This window comes from Sphingomonas faeni (genome assembly GCF_023195535.1).
Taxonomy (GTDB): Bacteria; Pseudomonadota; Alphaproteobacteria; order Sphingomonadales; family Sphingomonadaceae; genus Sphingomonas; species Sphingomonas faeni_B.
In genome coordinates this window covers 142662-154507 of record NZ_JALPNF010000007.1, presented here as the reverse complement: position 1 = coordinate 154507, position 11846 = coordinate 142662, and the positions used below count along the sequence as shown (strand labels likewise).

Below are 11846 nucleotides of genomic sequence, written 5' to 3'. Positions count from 1 at the left end.
CTTAACCCTCTCCCTTCAGGGGAGAGGGGGGCCCGCGCGAAGCGTGGGAGGGTGAGGGCACGCCAGCCAAAGCACGTGCCCTCACCCTCCCGTCGCAAGAGCTCCTCCTTCCCTCTCCCCAGCGGGGCGAGGGACAGCTCACGCCGCGCGACGCGCCGCCAGTTCCGCCTTCCATCCTCTCGCGCGCCACCACATGATCACGCCGGTCACCGCCAGTACCGCCGGCAATATCCCGCCGAGGAAGATGATCACCTGCCACAGCGCCCCCATGTCGGTGCCATCGTGGATCCGCCGCATCCACCGCCCCACGCCGCCCTGAGGCCGCGCCGGCGCCGCGGTCGCGCCACCGGTATCGTCGGCGATCTTCACCCCGACCGGCGTCCCCCCGCGCGCGAACGTCACGGTCCAGTCCGCACTGAGATCGGTCGGCCACGCAACACTCCGCAAGGGTGCGCCACCGGCCAGCGCCCGCGCCTTGCCGATCGCCACGTCGAGCGGCTGTGCGGGCTTCGCCAGCGGCTTCGCACGCATCATCGCCCCGCGATCTGGCCCGCCTCTCGGCCGCGAAGCCTCGCCGGTGAGCTTGCCGAAGAACTGCGGAAACGAGATCCACGCGCCCGTCAGCGACAGCACGAACAGCGGCAGCGCGATCCAGAAGCCGAACAGGTGATGAAGGTTGGTATCGACGTTACGATGCCGCCGATACCGCAGCCCGCGCGTCCATTTGCCGATCGTCGGCCACCACAACCACAGCCCGGTAAAGCACGACACCATCATCGCCACGCCGATCCAGCCGACGATCGACCGCCCGACGCCGGGTAGCTGCAGGCTCCCGTGGAGCACATGCAGGAACCGCACGAGGCCGCCATTCGAGGGCGAAACCTCCAGCACGCGCGCGGTCGGCGGATCGAGATACACCATCGTCCGCTGCGGTGGCCCCGGCCGCTTAGGCGCACTTCCCGCCGCCGCTGCCGCGATCACCACCGGCCCGCCATCCTCGGGCATCGTCAGTTGCGCGATCCGCTCGCCATGCGTGAGCCGGGCCGCCGCCGCAGCGACATAAGCGTCCGGGCTGAGCACCGTCGTCCCCGACACCGCATAGCGGCTCGGATCGACGATCCGGTCGAGCGCATCATGCCACACCAGCGCCGCGCCGCTCAGCGACAGCGGAATGATCAGGATCGCGAGGATCAGCCCGATCCACTTATGGACCTGAAACCAGGCCCGTCGCATCGCCAGTTTACGCATCGAATATTCCCCCGTTCGTGGAGCGTGGCATGGCGGACGTACGCAAGTCCATCCATCCCCTTTCCGTCATGCGTGCTCACACATCCGCCCAGCGGCGCAGCAGATTGTGGTACACCCCCGTCAGCCGTACCGTTGCCGGATCGCTCTGCCCTTGCGCGGCCGCGACCGCCTGCACGCTCTGGTCGAGATCGAACAGGATCCGTCGCGCGCCGTCGTCGCGGACCATCGACTGCAACCAGAAGAACGACGCGACGCGCACACCCCGCGTGACCGGCGCGACGCGGTGCAGGCTGGAGGCGGGATACACCACCATGTGCCCGGCGGGCAGCTTGACCGATTGCGGGCCGAACTGATCCTCGATCACGAGTTCGCCGCCGTCATAGGTTTCGGGATCGGCGAGGAAGAGCGTCGCCGACAGGTCGCTGCGGATGCGGAAGTCGGAGCCGCGCTTGATGCGGATGGCAGTGTCGACGTGCAGCCCGAAATCCTGGCCGCCGGCATAGCGGTTGAACAGCGGCGGGAAGACTTTCAGCGGCAGCGCGGCGGCGACGAACAGCGCGGAGCGGCCGAGTCCGTCGAGGATGATGCTTCCGGCCTCGCGCGCGGCCGCAGAGTCCTCGGGCAGTTGCTCGTTGCGCTTGGCGAGTGCCGATTGCGGCCCCGAGGTCGCGTTGCCATCGATCCATTCGGCCGCATCGATCAGCGCTCGGACGCGTCTGACCTCGGCTGGATCGAGCACGTCGGGAATGGCAATCAGCATGCTGCCCCCTCGCGCAATGCCGCCACGCCGGACGTCCGGAACGCCGGGATGTCGCTCGCCGCCAGCCACGTTTCGGCCTTGGCGAGGAACGCCGCGTTCCCGCGTGCGCCTGCCTGTCTCAGCCAATCAAGTGCCATCTCGATCTCCCCCGCCGCTCCGAGCATCCGCGCGTGATTGAAGCAGCCGCGGAAGTCGCCGCCTTCCGCCGCACGCGCATAGCATGCCGCGGCACGCGCCAAGTCGCGCTCGCAAGCCCAACCGTCTTCTGCAAAACTACCGACGAAGTTGATCGCCTTCGCGCTGGCGAGCCCCGAGTCCATTACGGCAACCTTCTCCAGCAACGCCAGCGCCGCCGGCTTGTCCTCGGCGACGCCGTCGCCCAGCGCAAGCAACGTCGCGTAATTATACATCGCCCAGTCGAGCCCGCGATCCGCCGCGATCCGGTAGCATTCGGCCGCGCGCGTCTTGTCGACACGCGTGCCCCAACCGAGATCGTAGCAACGCCCGACCATGTTGAGCGCCATCACATGATGTTGCGCCGCCGCCTTCGTGAACCAACCGACCGCTGCGGCCGGGTCGGCGACGACGCCAACCCCGTCGAGCAGCATCTGCCCGTACACCGCCTGTGCCTCGGCCACGCCCGTGTCCGCCGCCTCGCGCACGAACGCCGCGCGCTCCTCCGGACTTCCGGAGAGGCGCGCGGCGATCGCGTCGGGCGTGAGCGTATCGATCGCCGTCATGTCCTCAGAACCGCAGGTTCACCGTGCCGAAGATCGTCCGGCCCGCGGCGATTGCGGCGTAGTGGCTGGTGAAGGTCTGCGAGAAATAGGTCTTGTTGGTCACGTTCTGCGCGTTGACGCTGAGGTCGACATTGTCGGTCAGCTTGTAGCTCGCGCGCGCATCGAAGCGCCAGTAATCCGGAATGCTGCGCGTCAGGACCTTGGTCGCGGCGTTGACGGTGACCACGCCCGCGGCGTTCTGCGTCGCGGTGCGGTTGTCCGCATAGCCACCGATCTGCTCGTCCATGTACAGCGCGGTACCGCCGATCTGCAGCCGCTTGGTCACGTTGACGTTGGTCGTCGCGGTGAAGCTGTTCCTTGCGGTCTGCGGGACCTGCTTGCCGGTGTTGACCGACACGACGCCGATCGTCCGCGTCGGCTGGAGGCCGGGGAGCGCGGCGGCGGTCAGCGTCGTGAAGCCGCCGTCGATGATCTTCGGATCGAGATGCGTGAAGCCGCCGAAAACGGTCCAGCCGGGCAGGATCGTGCCGCTGACGTTGAACTCGATACCGCGGATCCGCGTTTCGCCGATGAACGACGCGGTGTTGGTGTCGTCGAGCACGCGCGCGTTGGAGATTTCGGTCTGGAATACCGCCGCACCGAGCTGGAGCTTCTCGCCGAACAGGCTGGCCTTGGCGCCGACTTCGTACGACTTGGTCTTTTGCGGCTTCAGCAGGTTGAGCGTCGCGGCCGTGATCGCATTGTCCTCACGTCCTTCGCCGAGCAGGCTGTTGGGCGGCGTCGCGGCGGTCGCATAGCTTGCATACAGGCTGGTTTCCGACGTCGGCTTGAACACCAGACCCGCCTGCCAGTTGAACAGATTGTCGACGCGGTTGACCTTGGTCTGCGTCGCGCCCGGCAGCGTGATGGTGGATTCGAACCGGTCGTAACGTGCGCCGAGGTTCAGGATCAGCGCCGGCATCAGCGTGATCGAATCGAACGCGTAGACCGCCTTGGTATTCGCGTCGTTCTGCGTCTCGGTCGAGGGCGCGCCCTTCACGATCGGCGTCGGCGTGGTCGACGTGTCGCTCGTGTAGTTGACCCACGGTGCATACGGGTCCGGATCGAACAGGCTGGTGCAATAGGAGCGCGCGATCGTCGCGGTGTTGCAGCGCGGCGAGATCGTCGAGCCGTTCGCGGACACGAACGTACCGCGCCGCGTCTTCTCCCACGAGATTTCGGTGCCGAGCGAGAAACTGTGCTCGATCCCGCCAGTGTTGAATTTGCCGTACAGGTCGGTCTGGTCGACGATGCTCTCGCTATAGCCGTAGCGCGTGTTGCCGCGGGTCCAGACATAACCGCCGGTCGTCAGGTTGGCGCCGGTGTTGGTCGCGGTGGTGCCATAGACATTGCCCTGGCTGTCGTCGGGCAGCGTGAAGATAAAGCTCTGCGTGCTGTGCGTGTAGCGGGCGGTGTTGCGCAGCGTGATGCCGCCGAAATCATGCTCGACGCGGAGCGTGGCCTGGTTGGTGGTCGCATCGCGGAAATCGCGGTTGGCCAAACCGTAGAAGTTCTTGCGCGAGACGTAGCCGGTTTGGCCGCCCGCCGTCGTCACCGTGCCGAGCGCAGGCTGGGTCGTGACGTTGCCGGTGCCGGGATGGTTGGCGATCGTGTAGAGATACGGGATGCCGCTGTCGGGCAGTTCCTCGCTCTCCATGTGATAGAAGCTCGCGGTTAGCCGGGTCGGCGTGCCGAGCCCGATCGCGAACGACGGTGCGATGCCCCAGCGCTTCTGCCAGATCGCATCGCGCCCGGCGACGTCCTGATCGTGCCACATCCCCTCGATCCGGAACGCGGCGGTGTCCGAGACCTTCAAGTTTACGTCGCCGGTGATGCGCTTATAGTCGGCCTCGCCATAGCTGGCGCTGAGCGTGCCGAAATTGTCGAGCTGCGGCAGGCGCGACAGGATGTTGATCGTGCCGCCGGCCGAGCCGCGCCCTCCGAGCGTCGAGTCGGAGCCGCGGACGATCTGGACCGAATCGACCGCGAACACTTCGCGGGTCTGCGAGGCGAGATCGCGGACCCCGTCGACATAGATGCTGCCCTGGCTGTCGAAGCCGCGGATGAACGGGCGGTCGCCGATCGGGTTGCCACCCTCGGCCGCGCCGAAGGTTATGCCGGGAACGGTGCGCAGCGCATCCGCTAGGCTGTTCGATCCGGTCTGCTCGATCACGTCCTTAGGCAGGACGATCACCGACCGCGGCGTGTTGACCAGCGGCGCGACCTGCTTCGGGCCTGCGTCGTGGATGCGCTGGCCATTGACGAGGATTTCTTCGCGTTGCTGCGCGTCTGTTACCGGTGCCGAGGCCTTGTCTGCATCCGCGGCATAGGCGGGCGCGGTCGCGAATGCGCCGACACACGACAGAGCAAGGAACGCGGGCACGGAGGACGAACGCGGCAACGATGCACGCGGCGAAGGTAGCGACATGGACAAACCCCTTTGTTCTGAGGGGCTCGCTATTGAGAGTCGTTCGCACTGTCAACGCTAATGCGAGTAGTTCTCAACCTGAATTATCGAAAAGCCATGTTCTCAACGCGCTAGCAAGGTTGGGTGGATCGTCCGCTACGATGCGAATCGCGTCGATCTCGGCGACGAGCGCGGAAAGCGGCAATGCGAGGCGCACGGCCGCTGCCTCCAGCGCCTTCCAGAAGACGGGTTCGAGACTGATAGACGTCTGGTGGCCGGCGATCGTGATCGAGCGCTTGACGGGTCCGTGGAATCCGCTCGCGGGCGCTGCGATCACACCGCCCGCCACCACCGGCGGATCACTCGGTATCGAACAGCGACGCGAGCTGTTCGATGATCGTGCCGCCGAGTTGCTCAACATCCATGATCGTGACGGCGCGCGCGTAATAACGCGTGACGTCGTGGCCGATGCCGATGGCGACCAGTTCGACTGGCGACTTGCTCTCGATCCAGCCGATCACCTGGCGCAAATGGCGCTCCAGATACGAGCCGGAGTTCACGCTGAGCGTCGAATCGTCGACCGGCGCGCCGTCGCTGATCACCATCAGGATGCGGCGTTCCTCGGGCCGCGCGACCAGCCGCGCATGCGCCCACATCAGCGCCTCGCCGTCGATATTCTCCTTCAGCAACCCCTCGCGCATCATCAGGCCGAGCGAATTGCGCGCGCGACGCCAAGGCTCGTCGGCGCGCTTGTAGACGATGTGGCGGATGTCGTTGAGCCGCCCCGGCTGCGGCGGACGCCCGGCGGCGAGCCAGGTTTCACGGCTCTGCCCGCCCTTCCATGCACGCGTGGTAAAGCCGAGGATCTCGGTCTTCACGCCGCAGCGTTCCAGCGTCCGTGCGAGGATGTCCGCGCTGATCGCGGCGATCGAGATCGGGCGGCCGCGCATCGAGCCGGAATTGTCGATCAGCAAAGTCACGACAGTGTCGCGGAAATCGGTCTCGCGTTCGGCCTTGTAGCTCAGCGACAGAGTCGGGTTGACGATCACGCGCGCGAGCCGCGCCGCGTCGAGGATACCCTCCTCCTGATCGAAATCCCACGACCGCGACTGCTGCGCCATCAACCGGCGCTGGAGCCGGTTGGCGAGCTTCGACACGGTCGATTGCAAATGCACGAGCTGCTGGTCGAGATAACCGCGCAGCCGCGCCAGTTCGTCGGCGTCGCACAGCTCGGTGGCAGCGATCACCTCGTCGAACTGCGTCGTCCACGGCTTGTAGTCGAACGCGCCGCCCATGTCGGCGAAGGGGCGGTTCGGGCGGACCGGCTGCATGCCTTCCTCGCCGTCGTCGCCGGGCTCGCCGTCGATATCGTCCATCGACTCGTCGCTCTGCTCCTGGCCGTCGCTTTCCTCGTTCTGTTGCTCGGCTTGTTCACCGCGCGCCTCGACTTCGCCCTGGCCGTCCTCGCCCTGGTCGTCGCCTTCGTCGCCCTCGTCCTGCTGCTGCTCGTCGGTGCCCTCGTCCTCGGAGCCGCCTTCGTCGCTCTCCTCGGGGACCTGATCGCCTTCGACCAGTTCCAGCTCCTGCAGCATCTTCCGCGCAAGACCTTGGAACGCCTTCTGGTCGTCGAGCGCATAGGCCAGCGCGTCAAGATCGGTCTTGCTCTCGATCCACTCGCGAACGAGCGCGAGACCGGGCGCGGCGATCGCGGGCGATTCCTGCCCGGTCAGCCGTTCGCGGACCATCAGGCCGAGCGCGGTCGACAGCGGCACCTCGTCACGATTGCGGGCGCGCGTGATCGGGTCTGCGCGCAGCCGCACGTCGAGCGCGCGTTCGAGGTTCTCGGTAATCCCCGCATAGCCGCGCGACCCGAGCGCTTCCACGCGTGCAGTCTCGACAGAATCGAACACGGCGCGCGCCACCGCCTCGATCGGCGCGGCGCGGTTATGCAGCGCGATGTCGTGCAGCTTCAACCGGAGCGCAAAGCCATCCGCAAACCCGCGCGCTTCCGCCACCTGCTCGGCCGGCAAGGCACGCGCGGGCATCGGCACCTTGATGTGCTTGCCCGACTGAGTCGGCGCATCCGCGGTGAAGGCGAGCTCGACCTCCGGCTCCTCCGCGATCGCACGCGCGGTACCGGCAAGGACCGCCTTGAAGCGATCGAGAGGGGTTTCGTTGGCCAAAGGCTCAGGCCTTACCTACCACGCTCTCGGGGAGGTCCTTGCCGAACACGCGCTGGTAATATTCGGCGACCAGTGGCCGTTCCGCCTCGTCGCACTTGTTGAGGAAGCTCAACCGGAACGCGAAGCCGACGTCGCCGAAGATCAGCGCGTTCTGCGCCCAGGTGATCACGGTGCGCGGGCTCATCACGGTCGAGATGTCGCCGTTGACGAACCCCTTGCGGGTCATGTCGGCGACGCGGACCATGTTCTCGACGACCTTCTTGCCGTCGGGCTTGTCGTATTCGCCGGACTTGGCCAGCACGATCTGCGCCTCGACCTTGGCAGGCAGATAGTTGAGCGTGACGACGATGTTCCAGCGGTCCATCTGGCCCTGGTTGATCTGCTGCGTGCCGTGATACAGCCCGCTCGTATCGCCCAAGCCGACCGTGTTGGCGGTCGCGAACAGGCGGAACCACGGGTTCGGGCGGATCACGCGGTTCTGGTCGAGCAGCGTCAGCTTGCCCTCGGTCTCCAGCACGCGCTGGATCACGAACATCACGTCCGGGCGGCCCGCGTCGTATTCGTCGAACACCAAAGCAGTTGGGGTCTGCAACGCCCAAGGCAGCAGGCCTTCGCGGAACTCGGTAATCTGCTGGCCGTCCTTCAGGACGATCGCATCGCGGCCGATCAGGTCGATGCGGCTGATATGCGCGTCGAGGTTGATGCGGATGCACGGCCATTTCAGACGCGCCGCGACCTGCTCGATATGCGTCGACTTGCCGGTGCCGTGATAGCCCTGGACCATCACGCGGCGGTTATGCGCGAAGCCCGCCAGAACGGCGAGCGTCGTGTCGGCATCGAAGACGTATGCCGGATCGAGATCGGGCACACGCTCGTCGGCTTCGGAGAAGGCCGGGACTTCCATGTCGGAATCGATCCCGAACATCTCGCGCACCTTCACCATGCGGTCGGGTGCGTCGAGGATCGTGGTCTCGCGGCTGTCGGGCTGGGTATTCGGGATATCGGTCATGTTGGCCTCGTGTTCCCGGTAGCTCTAGGCCAAGCGCGGGCTGTTACTCAACCGCCCGCTGTACGAATGCGCGGATGAGTAACGTGGATGAACTGGACGAACCGCCCGGCCGAAGACGAGTTCCCCCGCAGAGAGCAGCGATTTATCGATCACAGTAATATCGGTCGCCCCTTTCTCCGTCATCCCAGCGAAGGCTGGGATCCAGAGCAACGATCGACATCCTGCTTGGCTTTGGATCCTGGGTCGAGCCCAGGATGACGACGTAGTTACGCGAACGCGGCGGCGCCTTTCAGATGCTGGTAGGCCGCGATCACCTTCTGCAGTTCGGATTCATGCGCACGATCGCCGCCGTTGCGGTCGGGGTGATAGCGCCGCACGAGTTCGCTGTAGCGTTTGCGCAGCGCCGTTCGGTCGGTGTCCGTGCCGAGCCCGAGCACGCGCAACGATCGGCGTTCGCCGTCGGACAGCACGCGGCCGTCCTTGCGCGCCGCCGCCATCCGCTCGCCAAACCTTGCACCGATCGCATCGATCGGATCGGCGAAGTCCGCCCATTTGGGTGGTGTGTCGCCGCCGCCATGCGCGAACGCGCGCGTCTCGCGCTTCCAGCCCGCCATCGGCCGCTGGGCGTGGTGGATCTCATCCGCGGTCATGCCGTCGAAGAAATTATAGCCCGAGTTGAACGCACGGACATGCTCGAGGCAGAACCAGCGGAACTGCGGCGGGCCGCCTTCGCTCGGGCCTTCCAGTGGTGGTGCGCGAAATTCACCGGGTTCCTCGCAGTCGCGCCACATGCAGACGCGCCCGGTCCCTTCCACGCGGCCGTGAAACCGTGGGCTGGGGCGTTCCTTGCGCTCTTTTCGCCCATCATCTGTGTGTCCGTCGTCCGCCACCGGCTCCCCGCGCTTCCAAAACGGGCTATATAGGGACCATGACAGACCTCGCCACCGGCTCCGTACAGGACCAGATCACCGCCCGCCTCACCGCGACCCTCGCCCCAACGCACCTGATTGTCGTCAACGAGAGCGGGCTCCATGCCGGCCATATGGGCGACGACGGCACCGGCGAGACGCATTTCCGGGTCGAAGTGGAAACGCCGCAGTTCGAAGGGCTTAATCGCGTCGCGCGCCAGCGTCTCGTGAACCAGGCGCTCGCAGACCTGTTGAGCACGAAGATCCATGCGCTCGCCATCAAGGCCCGCGCGCCCGGGGAAATCTGATGGCGTACAAGCTCTGGTACTGGCCCTCCATCAAGGGGCGCGGCGAGTTCGTCCGGCTCGCGCTCGAAGGCGCCGAGATCGCATATGAGGATCGCGCGCGAAAAGTTGGCGAGGATGGCCTGATGGCCGATCTCAACGACCGCACCGGCCGCACCCCGTTCGCGCCGCCCTATCTCGAACTTGACGGCCTCGTCATCGCGCAGGTCGCCAACATCCTGATGTATCTCGGCGAGCGCCACGGTCTCGCGCCGTCGACCATGGCGGACCGGCTGTGGCTCAACCAGCTCCAGCTGACGATCGCCGACCTCGTCGCGGAGGTCCACAACGTCCACCATCCGGTCGCGATGATGGACTATTACGACGACCAGAAGCCCGAAGCCGCGCGGGCGGCGAAACAGTTCCGCGAGGAGCGCCTGCCGAAATATCTCGGTCATTTCGAGGATGCGGCGCAGGCCAATCCGGGCGACTGGCTGATCGATCACAAATGGAGCTATGCCGACACCTCGCTGTTTCAGGTGATCGAGGGGCTGCGCTACATGTTCCCCAAGCGGATGAAGATGCTCGAGCCCGACTATCCGAACCTGATCCGCCTCCACGATCAGGTCGCCGAACTGCCGGGGATCAAGGCGTATCTGAAAAGCGACCGGCGCTTGGCGTTCAACACCGACGGCATCTTCCGCGCCTATCCCGAGCTCGACGCCGAATGATTCGCCTTCGATCCTCCCCCGCCAGGGGGAGGTGGATCGCAAAGCGAGACGGAGGGGGCGGTAAGCGATGACCGGCGTTCCGTGTCCTCCCCCTCCGTCGCCTATGGCGCCACCTCCCCCTGACGGGGGAGGATCGAAGCGCACCCCACGCCCGGCCGCACGCATCCTCCTCGTCGACGGACAAAACCGCGTGCTGATGTTCCGCTTCACCCCGTCCGATCGCCCCCCGCTCTGGTGCACGCCGGGCGGCGCGGTCGACCCCGGCGAGAGCTACGCCGCCGCCGCTCGCCGCGAGCTGTGGGAGGAAGTCGGCCTCGACATCGACTGCGGCCCCGAGGTCGCGCAACGCACCATCGATTTCGTGACCTTCGACGGCGTCGAGGTCACCGCCGACGAACGCTATTTCCGGATCGACGTCGACACCTGCGAGGTGAAGGCGGGCAATCTCACCGAACAGGAGAAGCAATTGCTCGTCGGTCACCGCTGGTTTTCCCGAAACGACATCGCGGGCTTTCACGAAACGATCTATCCCGCAGACCTGGTCGAGCTCCTCGACGCCACGGAACCTGCCAAGGGATAACGCGCATGCTCGATGATTTCGTCCTCCAGACCATCCTGCCGTCGACGCACGATCTCGGCGGGTTCAAGGTCCACCGCACCTTGCCGAACAAGGAGCGGACGATGGTCGGCCCGTTCCTGTTCTTCGACCAGATGGGCCCCGCGCATCTCGCGGTCGGCTCGGGCATCGACGTACGCCCGCATCCGCACATCAACCTGTCGACCGTCACCTATCTGTTCGACGGCGCGATCGACCACCGCGATTCGCTCGGCACGCAGGCGCGGATCGAGCCCGGCGCGGTCAATCTGATGACCGCGGGCCACGGCATCGTCCATTCCGAACGCTCGCCCGGCGACGAGCGCGCCGGGGGCCCCAACCTGTCGGGCATCCAGACCTGGCTGGCGATGCCCGAGGCGGTCGAGGAGATCGATCCCGCGTTCGAACACGTCACCAAGGCGCAGCTGCCGGTGATCGAGGCGCACGGCGCGCGATCGCGGATCATCATGGGGAGCCTGTGGGGCCAGACCGCGCCGACGACGACCTATTCGGGGACGATCTACGCCGACATCGCGCTCGATCCCGGCGCGAGCGTGCCGATCGATGCGGCCGCCGAGGAGCGCGCGATCTACCTCGCGATGGGCGAGGCGACGCTGGAGGGCGTGAAGCTGGAGCCGCAGGTGCTGTACGTCCTGCGCCCCGGTATCTCCGCAACGCTGCGATCCGCGCATGGCGGCCGCGCGATGCTCTGCGGCGGCGATGCGTTCACGACCCCGCGCCACGTCTGGTGGAACTTCGTCAGCTCGAACCGAGACCGCATCGAACAGGCGAAACGCGACTGGAACGCGGGCAACTTCCCGAAGGTGCCCGGCGACGAAAAAGAATGGATCGAAATCCCCGCGATCCCGAAGACGGTCAGCTATCCGTGATCTCTCCCCTCCCGCTTGCGGGAGGGGTCGGGGGAGGGCATGACCAGCGGGC

Annotated in this window: 12 protein-coding genes; 4 read left to right on the top strand and 8 right to left on the bottom strand. The window is 66.2% G+C overall.

The window, feature by feature from the left end; all coding sequences use genetic code 11:
• Nucleotides 1-138 precede the first annotated feature (138 nt).
• The 8 genes from SPHN_RS14090 to SPHN_RS14055 all read right to left on the bottom strand — a co-directional run bounded on the left by SPHN_RS14090 (nucleotide 139) and on the right by SPHN_RS14055 (nucleotide 9177).
• The gene (locus SPHN_RS14090) at nucleotides 139-1248 is read right to left on the bottom strand and encodes a PepSY-associated TM helix domain-containing protein (protein WP_248524344.1); all 1110 of its coding nucleotides are present in this window, start codon (nucleotides 1246-1248) and stop codon (nucleotides 139-141) included.
• Between the two features lie 76 nt (nucleotides 1249-1324).
• Complete coding sequence (locus SPHN_RS14085; protein WP_248524342.1) at nucleotides 1325-2008, bottom strand: Fe2+-dependent dioxygenase; 684 nt, start codon at nucleotides 2006-2008, stop codon at nucleotides 1325-1327.
• Complete coding sequence (locus SPHN_RS14080) at nucleotides 2002-2748, bottom strand: tetratricopeptide repeat protein (RefSeq protein ID WP_248524340.1); 747 nt, start codon at nucleotides 2746-2748, stop codon at nucleotides 2002-2004. Before SPHN_RS14080 ends, SPHN_RS14085 begins: the two co-directional genes overlap by 7 nt.
• Nucleotides 2749-2752: 4 nt before the next feature.
• Nucleotides 2753-5215, bottom strand: a complete 2463-nt coding sequence (locus SPHN_RS14075) for a TonB-dependent receptor (protein WP_248524338.1) — start codon at nucleotides 5213-5215, stop codon at nucleotides 2753-2755.
• Nucleotides 5216-5288: 73 nt separating this feature from the next.
• Nucleotides 5289-5546 carry a ribbon-helix-helix domain-containing protein gene (locus tag SPHN_RS14070; RefSeq protein ID WP_432715099.1) on the bottom strand — a complete coding sequence of 86 codons (258 nt, stop codon included), beginning with the start codon at nucleotides 5544-5546 and terminating at the stop codon, nucleotides 5289-5291.
• A gap of 7 nt (nucleotides 5547-5553) precedes the next feature.
• Nucleotides 5554-7377, bottom strand: coding sequence for a cobaltochelatase subunit CobT (cobT, locus tag SPHN_RS14065; RefSeq protein WP_248524336.1), 1824 nt, complete (start codon nucleotides 7375-7377; stop codon nucleotides 5554-5556).
• 4 nt (nucleotides 7378-7381) lie between these two features.
• Nucleotides 7382-8386 (bottom strand): cobaltochelatase subunit CobS, encoded by a 1005-nt coding sequence (cobS, locus tag SPHN_RS14060; RefSeq protein ID WP_055874633.1) that lies wholly within the window; start codon nucleotides 8384-8386, stop codon nucleotides 7382-7384.
• A 266-nt stretch (nucleotides 8387-8652) separates the two neighbouring features.
• Nucleotides 8653-9177 carry a J domain-containing protein gene (locus SPHN_RS14055; RefSeq protein WP_248524334.1) on the bottom strand — a complete coding sequence of 175 codons (525 nt, stop codon included), beginning with the start codon at nucleotides 9175-9177 and terminating at the stop codon, nucleotides 8653-8655.
• Between the two features lie 137 nt (nucleotides 9178-9314).
• Between SPHN_RS14055 and SPHN_RS14050 the strand changes: the two genes are divergently transcribed.
• The 4 genes from SPHN_RS14050 to SPHN_RS14035 all read left to right on the top strand — a co-directional run bounded on the left by SPHN_RS14050 (nucleotide 9315) and on the right by SPHN_RS14035 (nucleotide 11794).
• The gene (locus SPHN_RS14050) at nucleotides 9315-9602 is read left to right on the top strand and encodes a BolA family protein (protein WP_248524332.1); all 288 of its coding nucleotides are present in this window, start codon (nucleotides 9315-9317) and stop codon (nucleotides 9600-9602) included.
• Complete coding sequence (locus SPHN_RS14045) at nucleotides 9602-10309, top strand: glutathione S-transferase (RefSeq protein ID WP_248524330.1); 708 nt, start codon at nucleotides 9602-9604, stop codon at nucleotides 10307-10309. Before SPHN_RS14050 ends, SPHN_RS14045 begins: the two co-directional genes overlap by 1 nt.
• A 103-nt stretch (nucleotides 10310-10412) precedes the next feature.
• On the top strand, nucleotides 10413-10889 hold the full coding sequence (locus SPHN_RS14040) for an NUDIX hydrolase (protein WP_248524328.1): 477 nt from the start codon (nucleotides 10413-10415) through the stop codon (nucleotides 10887-10889).
• A 5-nt stretch (nucleotides 10890-10894) separates the two neighbouring features.
• Nucleotides 10895-11794 carry a pirin family protein gene (locus SPHN_RS14035; RefSeq protein ID WP_248524326.1) on the top strand — a complete coding sequence of 300 codons (900 nt, stop codon included), beginning with the start codon at nucleotides 10895-10897 and terminating at the stop codon, nucleotides 11792-11794.
• The last annotated feature ends 52 nt before the right edge of the window (nucleotides 11795-11846 follow it).